General features: G+C 42.5%; 18 protein-coding genes. 17 read left to right on the top strand and 1 reads right to left on the bottom strand.

Annotated features, from left to right (window positions below; genetic code table 11):
- Window positions 1-25 precede the first annotated feature (25 nt).
- On the top strand, window positions 26-601 hold the full coding sequence (locus IKL48_02380; GenBank protein MBR3603525.1) for a prepilin-type N-terminal cleavage/methylation domain-containing protein: 576 nt from the start codon (window positions 26-28) through the stop codon (window positions 599-601).
- Window positions 602-650: 49 nt separating this feature from the next.
- Here the strand turns inward: IKL48_02380 and gpmA are convergent, their stop codons facing one another.
- Entirely contained in the window at window positions 651-1397 is a 747-nt protein-coding gene (gene gpmA / locus IKL48_02375) for a 2,3-diphosphoglycerate-dependent phosphoglycerate mutase (GenBank protein MBR3603524.1), read from the bottom strand.
- Between the two features lie 277 nt (window positions 1398-1674).
- Between gpmA and lysA the strand changes: the two genes are divergently transcribed.
- The 16 genes from lysA to IKL48_02295 form a co-directional block, all read left to right on the top strand.
- Window positions 1675-2925 (top strand): diaminopimelate decarboxylase, encoded by a 1251-nt coding sequence (lysA, locus tag IKL48_02370; protein MBR3603523.1) that lies wholly within the window; start codon window positions 1675-1677, stop codon window positions 2923-2925.
- A 9-nt stretch (window positions 2926-2934) separates the two neighbouring features.
- Window positions 2935-3663: an aspartate kinase gene (locus tag IKL48_02365; GenBank protein ID MBR3603522.1), complete on the top strand. Its 729-nt coding sequence runs from the start codon at window positions 2935-2937 to the stop codon at window positions 3661-3663.
- Between the two features lie 10 nt (window positions 3664-3673).
- A complete protein-coding gene (locus IKL48_02360) occupies window positions 3674-4414 on the top strand; it encodes a nicotinamide mononucleotide transporter (protein ID MBR3603521.1) in 741 nt (246 codons plus the stop codon).
- Between the two features lie 72 nt (window positions 4415-4486).
- The gene (locus IKL48_02355) at window positions 4487-5122 is read left to right on the top strand and encodes a site-2 protease family protein (GenBank protein MBR3603520.1); all 636 of its coding nucleotides are present in this window, start codon (window positions 4487-4489) and stop codon (window positions 5120-5122) included.
- 10 nt (window positions 5123-5132) lie between these two features.
- Complete coding sequence (trpS, locus tag IKL48_02350; GenBank protein ID MBR3603519.1) at window positions 5133-6194, top strand: tryptophan--tRNA ligase; 1062 nt, start codon at window positions 5133-5135, stop codon at window positions 6192-6194.
- Entirely contained in the window at window positions 6191-6952 is a 762-nt protein-coding gene (locus IKL48_02345; GenBank protein ID MBR3603518.1) for a segregation/condensation protein A, read from the top strand. Before trpS ends, IKL48_02345 begins: the two co-directional genes overlap by 4 nt.
- A 10-nt stretch (window positions 6953-6962) precedes the next feature.
- Complete coding sequence (scpB, locus tag IKL48_02340; protein MBR3603517.1) at window positions 6963-7865, top strand: SMC-Scp complex subunit ScpB; 903 nt, start codon at window positions 6963-6965, stop codon at window positions 7863-7865.
- Window positions 7862-9313 carry a glycogen synthase GlgA gene (gene glgA / locus IKL48_02335; GenBank protein MBR3603516.1) on the top strand — a complete coding sequence of 484 codons (1452 nt, stop codon included), beginning with the start codon at window positions 7862-7864 and terminating at the stop codon, window positions 9311-9313. The genes scpB and glgA overlap by 4 nt, the downstream gene beginning before the upstream one ends.
- 25 nt (window positions 9314-9338) lie before the next feature.
- Window positions 9339-10685, top strand: coding sequence for an alkaline phosphatase (locus IKL48_02330; protein ID MBR3603515.1), 1347 nt, complete (start codon window positions 9339-9341; stop codon window positions 10683-10685).
- Window positions 10686-10694: 9 nt separating this feature from the next.
- Window positions 10695-11480 (top strand): permease-like cell division protein FtsX, encoded by a 786-nt coding sequence (locus IKL48_02325; protein MBR3603514.1) that lies wholly within the window; start codon window positions 10695-10697, stop codon window positions 11478-11480.
- An 8-nt stretch (window positions 11481-11488) separates the two neighbouring features.
- Complete coding sequence (locus tag IKL48_02320) at window positions 11489-12670, top strand: peptidoglycan DD-metalloendopeptidase family protein (protein ID MBR3603513.1); 1182 nt, start codon at window positions 11489-11491, stop codon at window positions 12668-12670.
- A 30-nt stretch (window positions 12671-12700) separates the two neighbouring features.
- On the top strand, window positions 12701-14044 hold the full coding sequence (locus IKL48_02315; protein MBR3603512.1) for a S41 family peptidase: 1344 nt from the start codon (window positions 12701-12703) through the stop codon (window positions 14042-14044).
- Window positions 14045-14050: 6 nt separating this feature from the next.
- Window positions 14051-15073 (top strand): tRNA (adenosine(37)-N6)-threonylcarbamoyltransferase complex transferase subunit TsaD, encoded by a 1023-nt coding sequence (gene tsaD / locus IKL48_02310; GenBank protein MBR3603511.1) that lies wholly within the window; start codon window positions 14051-14053, stop codon window positions 15071-15073.
- 3 nt (window positions 15074-15076) lie between these two features.
- Complete coding sequence (locus tag IKL48_02305; protein MBR3603510.1) at window positions 15077-16282, top strand: extracellular solute-binding protein; 1206 nt, start codon at window positions 15077-15079, stop codon at window positions 16280-16282.
- Between the two features lie 3 nt (window positions 16283-16285).
- Window positions 16286-17785 carry a sensor domain-containing diguanylate cyclase gene (locus IKL48_02300; GenBank protein MBR3603509.1) on the top strand — a complete coding sequence of 500 codons (1500 nt, stop codon included), beginning with the start codon at window positions 16286-16288 and terminating at the stop codon, window positions 17783-17785.
- A gap of 224 nt (window positions 17786-18009) precedes the next feature.
- On the top strand, window positions 18010-18924 hold a 915-nt coding region (locus tag IKL48_02295; protein ID MBR3603508.1), incomplete at its 3' end, for a hypothetical protein.

The raw sequence follows: 18924 nt of genomic DNA, 5'->3' as shown, positions 1-18924 counted from the left end.
TGTTTTAGAGGGTTTGACAGTGCGTATGTTTTTATCAAAAAAATCAGGCTTTACGTTGATGGAGATGATCATTGTGATTATCATTATTGCCGTTTTGTCCGCCTTTGCGGTGCCGTCATATTTGTTGGCCGTAGAAAGAATGCAAATGGCAGAAGCGGACATGCTGATGGGCAATACCTCCCGCTCTCAAGAGCGCTATAAACTGCGTATGGGGGGGCGTTATGCCCGCCATTGGGGTCAGCTGGACTCTGCACCTCCTGCATTGTATGGTCCTGCCGGTTTAGGTTATACCACCTATTGCAGTAAAGATTCCGAACAGCCCGAAGACGGCAACTGCGTATCAAAAGGCTTTAAGATTGTCCTTTACTCCACAGAGTTTGGAGGACGGGGCGAAGGTGTGGTGGCAGAGCGTGTAAATAGCAAAAATTATGGTTATAAATTGGCCCGTTTATATGAAGATAAAGACACCGTTTATTGCGCCGCCGGAGACGAACATACCGAAAATGACCAACGTGCCTGCGCTGATTTTTTGGGGTTAGACGAGTATGACCCCTCCGGTGAGGAAGTGATTGCCACCATAGAGGCCCTAGCCGAAGAATAAATATATTTTATCCGTACACCCCGCCTGAAAGGCGGGGTTTTTTGTCGGATTATTTTTGTTCGGCTTGGCGGGCCACCGCGTCCATGCGGGTTTTTAAATCTTTTTCGTCTGCCAAAAAATAATCCCGCGTCAGATAGAGTGTGTTGTCAAACTCCAAAACATAGGCAATGGCAGTGGGTAAATTTAAATCTACGATTTCTTCGTCAGATATATTTTTGACGTGTTTAATAATGCCGCGCAAACTATTGCCATGTGCCACCACCAGCAAATTTTGCTCCCGCTCCAACAAAGGGAAAATTTGCTCCTGCCAATAGGGCAAAGTGCGCGCTATCGTATCCTGCAGGGATTCCGTTCTGGGTAAATACGCCAACGGTACGTTTTGATAACGCACGTCAAAAAATGGGTTGCGCGGATCATCGGGTTCTAAGGCTGGCGGAGCCACGTCATAACTTCTGCGCCAGCGTTTTACTTGTTCCAAACCGTATTTTTGAGCGGTTTGGGTTTTATTAAGCCCCTGTAAAATGCCGTAGTGCTTTTCATTCAGTCTCCACGTTTTTTGTACGGGTATCCACTCTTGCTGCATTTCTTGCAAGACTAAGTTTAAGGTTTGAACCGCGCGGCTTAAATAAGAAGTAAAAGCCTTGCTGAATATCAAACCTTGCTCTTTTAGTATGCGCCCTGCTTGGCGCGCCTCTTGGCGGCCTTGCTCGGATAAAGGCACATCGGTCCAGCCGGTAAAACGATTTTCTTGATTCCAGGTGCTTTGGCCATGTCTTAGTAAAATAATTTTCTTCATAACTACCCCCTTTTTATTATCTTAATTTTTATGTGTTCAAAAAGAAGATGAAAAAAAATATTATTTTTTTCTTGCCAAGCGGTAAGGGATTTTATTATACTCTAAGTATGAAACAGTATTTCTTTATCAAACGCGTCAGCAAACACAACAAGGCCAAAAAACGTGCCTTGCCTGCTTGCTTACAATTTCGCGGATAAAGAATGTTTGATTTGAATTAGTTTTAACCCCCGCTTAATTGTAAGTGGGGGAAATTTTTTATAAAGACAAGGAGAATTGTATGAGTTTTCAATATAAAAATGCAGAATTGTTTGCAGAAGATACTCAAATTGCCAAAATTGCTCAAGAGGTGGGAACACCCTTTTATTGTTATTCTTGCAATAAAATTACCCAAAACTATCAAGACTATCATGAGGCTTTATCGGGCCTGAATGCTACGATTTGTTATTCTGTCAAAGCCAACCCCAATTTAAGTGTAGTGGCCTCTTTGGCACAGATGGGCAGCGGAGCCGATGTGGTGTCCGTAGGGGAGATGTACGTTGCTTTGCGCGCCGGTATTGCGGCCAATAAAATAGTTTTTTCCGGCGTGGGTAAAACGCGTAAAGAGTTGGAAGAAGCAGTGCGCTTGGATATTTTGCAAATTAATGTGGAATCTGCCGTAGAGTTGGAAAGCGTCAATCAAGTGGCCTTGGCGCAGGGTAAAAAAGCCCGTATTGCTTTACGCATTAATCCTGACGTAGATGCTTTGACCCACGTCAAAATTACCACCGGCAAAAAAGAAAATAAATTCGGCGTAGCGTGGGAAGAAGGGTTGGCTCTCTATCGCAAAGCGGCGAAAATGGACGGAATCGAAGTGGCCGGTATTGCGGTGCACATCGGATCTCAATTGTTAGATGTAGAGCCGTTCCGCCTGGCTTTTACCAAAATTGCTTCTATGGTGCAGGAATTGGCGGCTGAAGGAATTGAAATACAAAATATTGACTTGGGCGGCGGTATGGGTATTAATTACAACGTAGAGTTGCCCCCTACTTGTCAGGCCTATGCGCAAGTGATTCATGAAACGTTGGGCCATTTAAATAAACATATTATCATTGAGCCGGGCCGTTCCATTGTGGGTAATGCCGGTATTTTGGTGACGGAAGTGACCTATACCAAAACAAACGGAGAAAAGAACTTTATCGTAGTAGATGCCGGTATGAATGATTTGATTCGCCCTGCCTTATACGATGCCTGGCATACCATTTTGCCCGTTCATAAAAAAGGCATACCCCCTATCATTGCTGATATTGTGGGCCCTATCTGTGAATCCGGAGACGTTTTTGCCCATGCGCGTATTATCGAGCCTATTCAGGAGGGAGGCCTACTTGCTATAATGTGTGCCGGAGCGTATGGTGCTTCAATGGCCTCTGCCTATAATTTCCGCCCGTTGGTGCCGGAAGTATTAGTAAAAGGAAGCGAGTTTGCCGTTGTGCGTAAACGCCCTTCTTATGAGGAAATGTTGGAGCAATATACATTGGCTCCGTGGTTATAGGAAATGATTATGAGAAAAATTTGCATCATGAAATTTGGCGGTAATACACTGGCCAATAAACAAAAACTTTTAATGGCGGCAGATTTAATTAAGTCCCGTTATCAAGAAGGATACTTGCCCGTTGTCGTGGCTTCTGCCAATGGCAATTTGACAGATGTTCTTTTGGACCACGCTTACAGTATTAGCCGCAATCCTGATAAACGCGAGTTGGACATGCTGATTACCACCGGCGAGCGCGTGAGTGTGGCTTTGTTGTCTATTGCTCTTAGAGAAATAGGAGTGCCGTCTGTTTCTTTGACCGGCAGCCAAATAGGGTTAATTACCACTTGTGCGCATACGGGGGCGGATATTTTGTCTTTGAAAGGGGACCGTTTGCCCAAAGAATTGCAAGAAGGACATGTGCCTATTGTGGCGGGGTTTCAGGGAATTGGCGAAAATAAAGAAATCACCACACTCAAACGTGGCGGTTCGGATGTTTCGGCCGTATTTTTGGCCAGCCAATTGGGGGCTGACCATGTGGAAATGGTCAAAGACGTAGATGGTGTGTATAGCGCCGATCCCAACAAAGACCTGCAGGCGCAAAAGTATGAAATATTGGATTTTGATGAAATGTATAAACTGGCTTTAAACGGAGCCAATGTTTTGCATCCGGATGCTGTACGTTTAGCCAAAGAAAAAGGAATTGAAATCCGCATTGTACACTATCAAACCGGTCAAACGGGTACGGTGATTAAATAAGAGGAAAAAAATGACTGTTTGCAGTGATTTAAAATTAGAAAATATTAAAAAAAGTTTTCAGGATTTGACGTGGTATGAATACCTGATGGGTGCTGTGATGGTGCTGATAGCCGGCTGGGCGATGGTAAAAGGTTTTACCTCCGGCTCTGCCGACGGAAACCCCGCGTGGTTGACGGTGGTAAATTTTATCAGTGCCGTTTGTGGCGTAATCTGTATTTTCTTTAGTGCTAAGGCTAACATCAGTACCTTTATTTTTGCTTTGGTTAATACCATCGTTTATGCCATTTATTTGGTATATTGGAAAATTTGGGGAACGGCTGCTTTGGAAATATTTTTTTATATTCCCATGAATATTATGTCTTGGTATTTTTGGGCCAAGCACAGAGATAGCCAAATTTCCCGTAAAACCAAAGCAAAAAAATTGAAAATGTGGCAAAATGTGGCTATCAGCGTGGCAGTAGTGCTGATCGGATACGGCTGCCATGAAGTATTGGTCAAAATGGGTGGAGAAGTGCCCTGGTTTGATGCCTTTACGCTGACGATTGGCATTGTGGCTACGATACTGGGTTTGCTGCGCTATCGGGAGCAGTATATTTGGTGGATTATTACCGATATTATATCGGTGGGTATGTATATTGCTCATTTCGATGCCGTTTATCTGACCAAAAGAACCATTTACCTGATTATGGCTGTTATAGGCTGGATTAATTGGAGCCGCTTGCAACAGCAGAGAAATATATCCAATGAGTAATGATTGAAAAGGGGAGAAAATCCCCTTTTCTTTTCTTTGCCCGAACGCGCGTGTATTTGGTAAAATAGCATTATGGAATTGTTTATCATTTTGCCGATTTTATTTTTTTCCATTGTGCTGCATGAGTTTGCACATGGTTATGCCGCGTACAAAATGGGAGATGACACCGCCTATTTGATGGGCCGTTTAACCTTAAACCCTTTGGCGCATATAGATTTGGTAGGTACGATATTGGTGCCTGCTGTTTGTTATTTATTTGGTACCCCGATGTTTGGTTGGGCCAAGCCGGTGCCGGTAAACGGTCTGCGATTGCCGGATCCACGCAAAAGCATGGGAAAGGTGTCTTTGGCCGGCCCTTCCGCCAATTTGATTTTAGCCATTATTTGTGCTTTGCTAATCAAAGTGATTTTGGTATCAGGCTGGTTAAATGGGCAAAGTGCGGAAAAAGCAATTTTCTGCTTGGTGTATGGTTTGCAAATCAATGTGCTTTTGGCCGTTTTTAATTTGATGCCTATTTTGCCGTTAGATGGAGGGCATATTTTGATTGCGCTTCTTCCGGTGAAGGCGGCTATTGCTTATTCTGTTTTTATGGGCCGTTTTGGCAATTATATTGTTTTGGGTCTGATTTTGACGGGGGCTTTTAGATATATTTTATATCCGCCCATGTATTTGATTGTTAATATTTTAAGTCGAATTTTTGGATTATAAAGGAGATTTTATGAGCGAAGAAATTATTGTATCCGGTATGCGCCCTACGGGCAAAATGCATTTGGGCAACTATCATGGAGCGCTCAAAAATTGGCTTTCTTTGCAAGAAAAATATAAATGCTTTTTCTTTATCGCAGATTTGCATGCCTTAACTACTTCTTACAAACAAACCGAAGACTTAGCCGCTAACAGTGAGCGTATGTTAATTGATTGGCTTTCTGCCGGTTTGGATCCTAAAAAATGCAATATTTTTGTGCAATCCGATGTGCCCGAAATCAGTGAACTTAATACATTGTTAGGCATGATTACACCGTTGGGATGGTTGCTTAGAAACCCGACGTATAAAGACCAAGTAAACGAACTCTTGGCCCGTAAATATGCCGGTCAACTGAAAGGAGATGAAAACACGCCTCTTGCAGAACGGGTAAAAGGGTTGGCGGATGAAGATATTTCTGTATATGGGTTTTTGGGCTATCCGGTGCTGATGGCTACGGATATTTTAATTCATAAAGCCGCCTATGTGCCGGTAGGGGAAGACCAAACCGCCCATGTAGAAATAGCACGTGATTTGGTGCGTCGTTTTAACGAGATTTATGGAGTGGATAATGTTTTTGTAGAGCCGAAACCGTTATTTACCAAAGAAACCAAAGTACCGGGATTAGACGGACATAAAATGTCTAAGTCCTATCATAATACGTTGGATTTGGGGGAAGAATTGGAGCCGGCCCGCAAAAAAATTATGTCCATGTTTACCGATCCTAATAAGAAAAAAGCCAATGATCCGGCCGATCCGCAACATTGTGTGGTGTATGCTTTCCATAAAATTTATAATCCGGATTGTGCCAAACGTTGTGAAGAATGCAAAGCCGGTGCCTTAGGTTGTGTGGCCTGTAAAAAAGAGTTGTATGCCTTGATGGAGCCTGAATTGAAGGAATTTTTAGACAGAAGAAAAATGTTTGAAAACGATAAAGCCCAATTGCAAACCATTTTAAAACAAGGTGCCGAAGCGGCCCGCTACTCCGCGGCCAAGACTTTACAAGAAGTAAAACGGGCTATGAAAATAGTTAAATGATGAAACAAAAACCCATTAACGTTCACTTGAATGTATTTGAAGGTCCGATGGACCTGCTTTTACACCTCATCAAGAAAGATAACCTTGATGTGGCGGAAGTGAACGTATCCGAAATTACCAAGCAGTATTTGGAATATCTTAATGTAATGAAAGAGTTAAACTTGGAAATAGCGGGGGATTTTTTGGTGATGGCCAGCACACTTATGCAAATTAAGGCCAAGAGTTTGCTGCCTTCTCAGGTGCCTACTTCAGAAAACGAGGGGCCGGACCCTGCCAAAGAGTTGATTGCCAAGTTGCTGGAATATCAGAAATACAAAGAAGCCGGCAAGTTTTTGGAAGAAAAACTCGAAGAAAATAAAGATAATTTTTATAAGTCTGCTCCTATTTTTGATAATGGGGAAAAAGTGCTCAACTTGCAGTTGTTTGATTTGCTTGCTGCCGTAAAACGCGCCTTTGACCGTTTAGATGAAAGAAAACGTATTGAACTGCTGAAAATAGAAGAATTCCCTATTGAAAACAAAATGGAAAAAGTGGTGACTATGCTTAAAACCCGTCAGTGGGTGTTGTTGGATGATATTTTTGTGGGAGAGACCAAAAAGCGCGGCATTATTACCTGCTTTATGGCGGTATTGGAGTTGATGAAAATTAAAAAGCTGCTCGCGCGACAAGATGAGCAAGACGGACAAATCCGTATTTATTTGAACCCTGATAACCAAGACAAAGACTTCCGCGAACTGATGCATTCAGGCGCGGCTTAACGGAGAGTATATGGAAGAAAATTTAAATTCACAATCCTCGCAGCAAGACGCCGTCAAAGAAATGGCGGAGCTGTTGCAAACCGATGATGCCAAACAAATTGTGGAAAATTTACTTTTTATTACGGACCGTCCTCTTAAGCCTTCACGTATCGCTGAAGTGGTGGAAACGATTAATGCCAAACGTGTCTTGGAGTTGATTGAGGAATTGACTAAAGAATATGAAACAACGGGTCGTTCTATCCGCATATTGGAGATAGGGGGAGGGTATCAAATGTGTACCAAACCCGAATATGGCCGTTGGGTACGCCGTTTATATAATGAGAAAATGACGACTCGCCTCTCTAATGCCGCGTTGGAAACATTGGCCATTATTGCTTATAAACAACCGGTCACTCGTGCCGAAATGGAAATGATTCGCGGTGTGGATGTGGCTGCCCCGTTAGATCGTTTGCTGGAGCGCGGTTTGGTGCGTGTATTGGGAAAAAGAGATACCATCGGACGTCCTATGGTATACGGAACAACAGATGAATTTTTACGCTTATTTGGGTTGAATAAAATTTCGGAATTGCCGGATTTACAAGAATTTGCGGCTAAACAGTTGCAAGAAAAACAAGAAGACTTGCCTTTTGATGAAAAACTGCCGCCTTTAGGTAGTCCGGCTATTTTGTCATTGGAAGATGAAACCTCTGTGCCGGCAGATGCTTTCTTTAAACGTCCTAAAGATATGTTTGAAGAAGAAATGCCTTCCGAAATCAGCACACAAGAACAACCCTCAGCGCAAGAGCAAACGGTGCCGGTAGGCACAACAGATTTGCCTGCGGCTTCCGCCGCCGATCAAGAGCCTTGTGAGCAGGACTCAGAGGCTTTACCCGTAGCAAACCAAGAAGAAAAATCTCAGGAGGAATCAAAATGAATATTGTAATGGCAGCCAGTGAAGCTTTTCCGTTTTGTAAAACAGGAGGTTTGGCCGATGTTGTAGGTGCTTTAAGTCAGCAATTGGCCGGACGCAAAGGAAATAAAGTGCTTTTATTCCTGCCGCACTATCGTAATATTCGCCGCGTTTCTTCGTTAAAAGTGGTGCCGGGTGCTTTCTTGATTCCGGTGGGGGGAAAGGTAGAGCAGGTATCACTTTCTTATATTAATTGGGGAAATGTGTTGGTCTTTTTCGTAGGAAACCGCAAATATTTTGATCGTCCGGATTTGTATCGTACCAAAATGGGAGATTTTTTGGATAATGATGAACGTTTTATTTTGTTCTCTCGTGCCGTATTGGAAGGTTGTAAATTTGTAGGTTTCCGCCCGGATATTATTCATTGTCACGATTGGCAAACGGCCTTAATTCCCGCTTATTTGAAAACTGTTTATAAATTGGACGCTTTCTTTACGCGTACTCGCAGTTTACTCACTATTCACAATATCGCCTATCAAGGGCATTACTCTTATTCCAGTTATGAAAAAGCCGGTTTTCATCCGGTAGATTTTACAGCCGACAAATTTGAATATTATGGCGGTATCAGTTTTTTAAAGAGCGGTATCGTCTTTGCTGATAATGTCAACACCGTCAGTCCCAACTATGCCAAAGAAGTGCAGAATGATCCGTCTATGGGTTTTGGTCTAGAAGGATTGTTAAAATACCGCAATAAAAATTTCTTCGGTATTGTTAATGGAATTGATACGGAAATTTGGGATCCCGAAATTGATACCTTATTGCCTATTGGTTATGACGCGGTGACTTTTTCTAAAAATAAACCTGTTTCCAAGCAACTTTTACAACAACAAACTAATTTAAAAGAAGACCCTAACAAACCGTTAATCGGGGTGGTTTCTCGCTTAGATTATCAAAAAGGGTTGGATATTGCTTACGGCGTGATGGAAAGATTGCATGATAAAGTGCAGTTTGTGGTGCTGGGTATGGGTGACCCCGTTATGGAAAAGCAATATCGTCAATTGGCTAAAAAATATCCACACGATATTGCTTATGTGGACAGATTGGACGAAGAGTTGGCACACCATATTTATGCCGGTGCGGACTTATTTTTAATGCCGTCTCGTTTTGAACCCTGCGGCTTGTCTCAAATGATTTCCATGAAATACGGTACTTTGCCGGTAGTGAGCAAGGTGGGCGGTTTGGCCGACACCGTTGTTGGTTATAAAGAAAACAGCACGAATGCGGCCGCTACGGGTTTCTTTATTCAAAACTTCAGTGAAGACGGCATCTATGCCACTTTGCAGCAGGCATTGAAGGTTTATGAAGATAAAAAGACGTGGAATAAACTGGTCAAAAATGCCATGATTAAGGATAACTCTTGGGATAAATCTGCCCAAGATTACATTGCCTTGTATAAAAAAACGATGGCATAAAGAGGGAAAATTTACGAAAAAAATATTGACAGAAATAACATTATTTTTTTTATTGGCTTTGCCCGTATGCGGCCAAACGGCAAAGAATGCCGTTTGGATTATTGGTGACGGTATGGGCAGCAGTATTGTGGGTATGTTTATGCAAGGGGTTAAATTGGCAGACCTGCCCCAATATCCTGATAAAACTTCTACCCTAGAAAAATTTATCAATGCTTCTGAAACGGGTATGTTTTTTACGCATACGCATGACAGTGTCGTCACTGACTCTGCCTGCGCGGCTACGCAGATGGCCTGTGGTGTAAAATCAACACCGGGAGCTATTGGGGTAGATGAGCGAGGTCAAAAAGTGACTAGCATTTTAGAAGATGCCATTAAGGCTGGCAAATCGGTAGGGGTCATTACAGATAGTTATGTCTCCGATGCTACTCCGGCCGGATTTTTAGCACATGCGAATAATCGCGGACAAAAACATCTGATTTCTCGCCAATTGGTGGAAAGCCAAGCACAAGTAGTATTAGGCGGTGGATTAAAATATTTTATCACTGGAAATAATCATGACCTCTTGTCCCAAGCAAAACAACAAGGTTGGCAAGTAGTAGAAACTGCTAAAGAAATGCAAGGGGTAAAACAGGGGCGCATTTTAGGGCTTTTTTCTGAAGAAGGATTGCCCTTTTACGGCGAAAAAGAAAATCACCCCAGCGTGCCTACTTTAAAGGAAATGACCCAAAAAGCGATAGAGATTTTAAGCCAAAATGAAAAGGGTTTTGTGCTGATGGTGGAAGCCGGTAAAATAGATTGGGCCTTGCATGATAATGAGGCGGGGCCTGCTTTGTGGGAAATGATTAATTTTGATGAAACATTGGATTATGTGTGGAACTGGGCAAAAGAAAAAAAAGATACGCTGGTCTATGTTAATGCCGATCATGAAACAGGTGTCCCTTCTTTTCATTATCATCATGTTTCTGCAGAACAAATGGCCGACAAAACCGCACAGGGTGAAAAATTATATAGCGGAAACGTAGATTACATTAACTATCCGTACTATCAAAAATTATTTAAACATAAAAGAATGTTGTATTTTATGTATCCCGAATTTAAAAAACTGCCCCGAATTATGCAAACGACCGGAAAATTACAAAAAATGACTCAAGAATTTTTAGGAGAAAAAATAGATTTGCATTTACATCATGTGCCCGATTATGGAGGTTTGCTTAAAAAAGTAAACGAGGCTTATGGTTTAGTGTGGTCTACCCCCAATCATTCTTCCGGAATGATTTTAGGAGTGGCATACGGACCGGGAGCTGAAGAATTTAAAGGGGTTTATCATAATACGGATATAAAGGAAAAATTTAAAAAAATCCTCGCTTTGTAAAGGAAAGGTATGGACGATTTTTTACAAGAAAAACCAAAAAAGAGAAAACATGCTGCGGTTGTATTTCGCGGATATCGCCGGCTTTTTGTATTGGTGTTGGCGATAGCCGTTTTGTGGCAGGCAGTAAGTTTTTTGCAAAAGCAACTTTCCGCTTATCATGCGCAGCTGGTACGTGATTTTAAAGTCATTTTGGCGGTTTCCCAAGAAGCTAAAAATGATGCTTTGGCCTCTTTGGGAGAAAGTCTGAACGCAAAGGAAGATATTCTAAACGTTAAACTGTTTTCACCGCAAGATGCTTTGGCCGCTTTAAAGAAAAAGAATCCAAGATTAACCCAATCTATGGTACTTTTAGGTCATGAACCGATGCCTGCTTATTTTGAGTTAACCTTGGCCGACAGGGCCATCAGCAACGTACGCTCTTTTGCGCAGAACTTGGCGGCGGAATATCCGCAATTATCCGTCAAATATTCCCAAGCGCAGGCTGATATGACCTATTATAGCGGTTTGTGTTTGCACATTTTAAATATAGCCTGCTTATTGGCTTTTATTTTGTTTTTGGTCTTTATGTTTATGGTAGAGGCCTATCCATTAAGAGGCAAAACTCATGTAGGCGGTGCGGTTGTTTCTGCCATAGGAGCGGGACTTTTGTCTCTGGGTGTGTTTGTGGCGCTGGTTTATCCTACGGGCTTATTGGTGCCGGCTTTACATAATTTTACTTCTGTAGAAAGACAATTGTTTTTATTGGTTTTTTGCGGACTATTAGGTTGGACTTTGAGTAAATGGCAAAAATTTTAGTATTTTTTATGACTTCTTTTTTTCTGATGCCGGCTTTGTTTGCACAAGCCGATTCTGAGGTTGCGCGCAAACAAGAGTTAGACCGTCTGAAAAAACAAGCCGCTCAAAAACAACAAGAATTAAAAAAATACAAAGACCAAGAGCAAGCCATCTCTAAGGAAATTTCTACTCTTAAAAACCGTCAGGAAGAGACCAAACGTCAAAAAGACAAGTTGGCTTCTGACATCAGTTATGTAGAAAAAACGATCCTTTCCACCGAAGATAAGCGGGAGGCCTTGGAGAGGAGTATGCCATTGTGGCGGCACCTGTTGACTCAAGAGATTGCAGAGCATTATTTGTTGCCGGTTTGTGAAATTTGTCCCGGAGAATTGGACTTGGTGCAAGAAGTTTTGCTGGAAAGAAACCTAACCCACAAAGCAGAATTTGCCGTTTCTTTGCAAAATGAAAATAAGGCCGCCAAACAAAAAATTTATGACTTTGAAAAACGCAATCAAAAATTAATGGCGCAGAGTTCCCAAATTGAGCAAAAAGAAAAAATCATCACCACTAATTTTTTAAAAAAACAACAAGATTTAAAATTAACCAAGAAGAAAGCCGATGCTATCCGTCAAGAAATTAACGAACTGAATAAATCAGCCAAAGCATTGGACGATTTGTTGGCTAAATTTGAACGGCAACGTAAGGCCGAAGCTGCCAAAAAGCAAGCGCAAGCCAAAGAGCAGGCTGCTAAAACCGGTAAAAAAGAAGAAACCATTTCTTCCATTGCTAAAATCGATTTGCCCAAAAATTCATTGCCTTGGCCGGTGGAAGGAAAGATAATCAGCAAGTTTGGCAAAGAATATAGAAAGGACCTGAACACATGGATTTTCCGAGATGGTATTAAGATTTCTGCTCAAGCCGGAGAATCCGTAAAAACGGTGGCACAGGGAGACGTCATTTATGCCGGTCCGTTCCGCTCTTACGGAAATGTAGTTATTGTTGATCACGGAAAAGGTTTCTTTAGTATTTATGGATTTTTAAGTCAGATACAGGCAACCGTTGGTGAAAAATTGCCACAGGGCGGTATTTTGGGAACGGCCGGCTTGGATACGCAACAAAAATCCGGTACGGGCCGTTATGCCGTTTATTTTGAAACCCGTCAGGGGGCTACGGCTGTAAACCCGATGGATTGGTTGGAAAAAAAGATTTGAAGAATGCGTGTAAAAACGCGGAGGATAGTTATGGAAAATAAAAAATCAATAAAAATAGCCTCTTGGCTGGCCGTTATCTTTTTTGTGGGGACTTTGTTCCCGTATGCCTACGCAGCGGTGGATAATGGTTTAAAACAGTTGCGCACTTTTGTGACGGTGTTGGAATATGTAAAAGAAAATTATGTGGAGCCGACCGATAGCGATACATTAATTACCGGTGCCATTCGCGGAGTGGTGGACGAATTGGACGATTTTTCCCAATATTTAGAACCTAAAGATTATAAAGCATTGAAAAATGATACCCGGGGAGATTTTGGCGGTTTGGGGATTCGTTTATCTAAAGTGGACGGATTTGTGACGGTCATGAGTCCTATGCCCAACACGCCTGCTTTTGAAGCGGGAGTGATGCCGGGTGACCGTATTTTGTTTGTGGACGATAAAGATGTGACGGGGATGGAACTCGATAGTGCAGTGGATTTGATGCGTGGACCGGTGGGGACAAAAGTAAAAATTACCATTAGCCGCAAAGATGAAAAAAGCGGTGAATATAAAAATTTGCCGGATTTTCATTTTAAACGCCAAAAAATTGTGCCGGAAGTGGTTTACTTCCGTATGTTGGAAGACAAAATCGGTTATATTTATTTGGTGGATTTTTCCGGCCATAGCGGTGAAGAAATGGAAAAGGCTTTAAAAGAGTTAAGTAAACAAGGCATGAAAGGGTTGGTTTTGGACTTGCGTTTCAATCCGGGCGGTCTATTAAACGGTGCGGCCGATATTGCCAAAATGTTTATGGGTAATCATCAAATGATTGTGTATACACAAGGGCGTAAGCAGGAATATTACCAAGAATTTAAAACCGGTGCTCATGCCCCATATCCGGATATTCCGATGGTGGTATTGATTAATCAGGGCTCTGCTTCTGCCAGTGAAATCGTTTCCGGTGCTTTGCAGGATAATGACAGAGCCGTCATCGTGGGGCAACGCAGTTTTGGTAAAGCCAGCGTACAGCAACTTCTTCCGCTAGAGGGCGGTGCCGGCTTGCGTCTGACGATTGCCAAATACTATACGCCTAAAGGTCGTTTGATTCATCGCGATTATCGCGATAAGAGCAAAGAGAATGAAGGTGGCATTTTTCCGGATGTGGAGGTAAAGGTAGACCCCAAAGAAGAAGTGAATATTTTTATGCAGTATAATAATATAGTATATACTCCGGGCCGAGAAAAACCGAAAATGGAATTTAAAGAAAAGGATCCGGTCTTGGATAAAGCCGTTGAGATTTTGAAAGAAGGTCCTGAAAAAATATTGGCAAAAAAATCTGAAAAAGCGCAAGATCAATCAGTGCAACAACCGGAAGAAAAAGAAAGCGCCCAATAAACTATGATGAAAAAAGACTTTACTGTTTTAGGCATTGAAAGCACCTGTGATGAAACTTCCGCCGCCGTCTTGGTAGGAGGTAAAACATTGGTGAGCAATGTAATTTATTCTCAAATAGAAGAACATAAAAAATATCACGGCGTAGTGCCGGAGCTGGCCAGCCGCGCGCACGCAGCCAAAATTGCCACTGTTATTGAGCAGGCGTTAGGTGGCAGAGAAATTGATTGTGTGGCTTTTGCGCATGGGCCCGGCTTACCCGGCGGTCTGATGGTGGGGCGCGTGGCGGCGGAGACACTGGCTCATTTTAAACAAGTGCCGTTGATCGGAGTGAATCATTTGGAAGGGCATTTGTTTGCTTGCGAATTTGAGGATAATGAAGTTAAAAATCCGTTAAGTTTTCCGTTGATTGCCCTTATTGTGTCGGGCGGTCATACCGAACTTTGGTATGTCAAAGGATACGGCCAATATAAAGTGTTGGGTCGCACGCGTGATGATGCAGCCGGAGAGGCTTTTGACAAAGTGGCCAAATTATTGGGTTTGCCATATCCGGGAGGCCCGCAAGTTTCTGCGCAGGCTTTAAAGGGTAGACGTGATGCTATAGATTTCCCGCGCCCTTTGCTTCCAGGTACATGGGAATTTTCTTTCAGCGGTATCAAAACCTCTGTCAGTTATTATTTACGTGATCATCAGCCAATTCATATTCCGGATGTTTGTGCCAGCTTTGAGCAAGCTGTTTGTGAGACTTTGGTCAAAAAAACCATGTTGGCAGCAGACAAATATAAAGTGCATCATATCGCTGTTGGCGGTGGTGTGGCGGCCAATACGCTTTTGCGTGAGTTGATGCAAAAAGAGGCTCAAAAACGAAATATCCAAACGCATTTTGTTCCGCGCACCATGTCTTCGGATAATGCGGCCATGATTGCATTGGCTGCGTGGAAAAAGTTAGAATATGCCGGTCCGAATGCTTTGGATAAAAAGTGGAAAATCAATATTAATCCAAACTTAAAGGTTAAAAATTGGGAGCAATAATAGATGATTTTGTGGGTTATGCCGGACTCCGGTGCGCATACAAAAGCCGATTATCAAAAATTGGTGGAACGTTTTAAAAAAGAACACCCTGCCGCTGATGTGACGGTGGAGGTGTTGACGCGCAATCAATTATGGAAGAAAATTTTTACCCTTAAATATCCTGCCAGCGGAGAGGTGATCCCTGACGTAATTCAAATTCCGCATTATTGGACGGCGCTTCTTACCCGCGCCGGTGTGGCAGAAAATTTATCAAAATTAGATCCCGGCCTTTCCTTATCTACGGCATTGGCTCCGCTCAGAGCGCATTGCTACAAACCCGGTACGAAAGATTTATATTCATACCCGTGGTGGTTTGATATGAGCGCGTTGCATTATCGGGTAGATCATTTAAAATTTGTCACCAAAAATCCGGAGCAGGAATTAGCCACTTGGGACGGCTTGTTAGACGTGTGTGCCCGTTTGCAGGATTATTTTAAAGAAGTGGAAGGCTATTATCCCATGCAAAATGGGGATTGGCGCGGCTCTTTATCTACGCGCAGTACCTTTATGGAAATATGGGGGCATGGGGCTGACTTGTTTACTCCTGATTTGCGCGAGAGTTTAATTCATTGCGCTGCCTTTAAGCAAGGTGTGAAAGATTATATAAATTTGGCATTAAAAGACTATATGCCTATTTTGAGGGAACGTGGCAGTTTGGGGACCATGCTATCAGGCAAAGCCAGCATGCTTTTATCTCGTAAACAAGGGCTCGTCAGTTTTCACGGTCGAGGTCGTGCCCGTGTAAAGACTTTGCCGGTTCCTCGTACAGGGGATCAATCTTATGCTTATTTGTCCGGTATGAACTTAATGATTAATGTGGCCGGAAAAGATAAGCAAACCGCACTTGAGTTTATTAAATGGTCGGCTCGGGCGGATAATCAGGTTAAGTATGCTTCTGCGATGGAAGTTTTTCCCGCTTTTGAGGATAGTTTTGAGCAACTTATTTTTACATCTTCTCAACGCTTGCAAACCTATGCCGCTATTTTGGCTTCGGCGCGCACATTGCCCAATATTACCATTACGGGCACCGTTATTGAAATGTTGAATAAAATTTTAGCAGTCAGTGCCACTCAAATCGTAGAGGGACGTTTTACTCAAGCAAGTTTGGATATAGAACTTGATAAAGTGTCCAAAGAAACCCAGTATTTGTTGTCTTTGTATGAGGGGTAAAGCATGTTTGATAAAGAAGCATTTACACTATTTAAATTTGCCAAGAAATTAAACCAAACTTTTCAAAACAAACGCGAATTGTTGGATTGTGCGCTGCCGGCTCTGCGAGATTTATTTAAATTAGACAGAGTTTATTTTTTTAATTGGCAACAAGAGCGCGCGTTGCTTTCTTTAAACTTGATGTGCAAAAAAGAGTATTGTATGGATATGCAAGAAGATATTTCTGTGCTTGGGGAGCCAGAATTTCTAAAAACACTGTTGCGCGATGGAATAGCCGATTCTACAGAACTTAATTATCCGGCGGTATATGTGCTTCTCCGTTGGAAAAAGCCCAATATGATTTTAGACGGAGAAGAAGTGCGTACCGTCAGAAAAGACAGCGTGGGGGTGTTGCGTTTAGAGCGTTTCCGTCGGAACCGTCATTTTACGGAACCTGAGAAAAAACTTATCAAAAGCGTAGCGGCTGAAATTTCTCATAATTTGACCAACACGGAGGAAGACCAATCCAAAAATCAACGTTTAAACATCGCTACGGCTTTAAATGATTTGGCCACCATTTTTGCATCTTCCTTACGTTTGTCTGACGGTTTGGAAATGATTTTGCAAGGTGTGCAGAAATATTTTCGCTTTGATCGTGTGCGTTTGTATCAAACCAATTATGACGGTACCAGAATCAAAAGTATATTGGGTGTGGATATATCAGGGACGGTTTCCCGTCAAGTGGGGGAGGATCTGCCGGAAGATGAACGTACTTTGTTAAAAGAAATTTTTAGCAGCGGTGCTACCTATCGTTCTATCAATAATGTTGTATATATCCCCTTAAAAGTGCAACGCAAAAAAGTGGGTTTTTTGACTTTTGATAATTTGCTATCCCGTCGGCGGATTGATTATTTGGATTTTATTTCGCTGAAGCAATTTTCTAGCCAAATTGCCCTGTCGATAGACAATGCCACCCTGTTTGAGCGTGTGCAAGAACTCTCTAACTATGACGAACTGACCAAACTGCCGGTCCGTCGTTTCTTTAGCGAAAAATTTTCGGAGGAGATCTATCGCTCCAAACGTTTTGGTTTGATTTTATCTTTAATTGTGCTAGATATTGATCTTTTTAAACAAATCAACGATACCTATGGTCATCAAATAGGAGACTGGGCTTTAAAAGAGGTCAGCCGCGTGATTCGCACCAGTCTGCGTCAGACGGATTTTCCGTGCAGATACGGCGGCGACGAAATGGTAATTATGCTGCCCCGCACCAATGATGAAGAAGCCAAAATCATTGCCAAACGCTTAAAAGAGCGCATCAATGCCATCGCCATTCCGGATAGATATACCGACGGTCAACGCGTCACCTTAAGTATTAGTCAAGGGATTGCTTCTTTCCCGCAGGACGGTTCCAATGCAGAACAGTTGTTTGAAAAGGCCGATAAGGCACTCTATTGGGTCAAAGATGGTCGTCGCGGTACTTTTGCCGTCTATCGGGAAGTGGCAGATCAAGTGCCTCAATAGATTTTATAAAAGCCCAAAAAGCGCGTGAAGACAAGAATTTGGTAAGTAAGAAATCTTTTTTGACGAAAAAAAGAGAGAAAACAGTTGACAAGTTGTGCAAAAGTTGTAAGAATTTAAGAGTAAGTCCGTTTTGAGTCTTTTTAAAATAATTAAAAATAAAAGGACTCGGCGGTTTGTTGGCATATAAAGATTTTAAAATTCAGACGAACAGGACCTCATAAAACATGACATTTCATTCCTCTTTCAAAACGTGGTTAGGCAAGGTAGCCCCCGTGCTGCTTTTGCCTGTGTTGTTTTTGGCGGCGCAATCCGCCTTTGCCCAATCGGCCGAAGTACGCTCCATGGGGGTGTATTATAAAAATACGGCAAGTGGTTTTGGAATCAACGACGTATATTGCAACTGGAAAACAGCAAACTTAACAGATGCCGATTATAAGGGCGGTATCGTTAATGTAGCCGGTAAAAACACGTCTGACCCGTGGCAAACCTCTGCTTTGATTGAGTATGACCAGCCGTATCCGTCTCCGACAGAAAATAACAGTTATCCTAACCACTGTTTAGGTTTGTGTATGGATGTATACTGTACCAACAAACCCAACGGTTCTGCCACGTACTCTGTTGCCTTTCCTATTCAAAACGTACGCTTTGAAATTGCCAAATATTACGCTTCCAACGATATCGGCAATCCGGAAAAGAGCCCGGCTGTGCGCACGATAGACATGAGTTTGCAAAACAACTATATCACAGATGCTGATCCTGGTAGTGCTATTCCTCCTACAAATACGGTTGATTTGTCCCAATTTATGTGTGCTTCGTACACCTGTTATGGTGCTTCAGCCAATTGGGAAAAGACTTCCACTTGTCCTAATCCATTGTATGAATGTAGAGGGGGGCAATGTTATAAATTAAGTGACGGGAAACTAGCAGGAACTGCTGCTGCGCTTTGTGGTTCCAACTTTGAAAACGGCGAAGAGACCCCGTGTATTAAACGCGCTGATGGTACGGGCAAAGGGTATAATGACCCGATTCGCTTTTGTACGTCGTGGGATGGGTCTTATGAAATTTTGGGAGAATTTGGCAAAACCAATGGTCAGTTTGGTGTACGCGGGACGATCCATACGGACTATCCCGGCGATGGT

The organism is Elusimicrobiaceae bacterium, from assembly GCA_017520185.1.
GTDB lineage: Bacteria > Elusimicrobiota > Elusimicrobia > Elusimicrobiales > Elusimicrobiaceae > Avelusimicrobium.
Note: the sequence above shows the minus strand (reverse complement) of the source record. Positions and strands in the feature narration are given on the sequence as shown.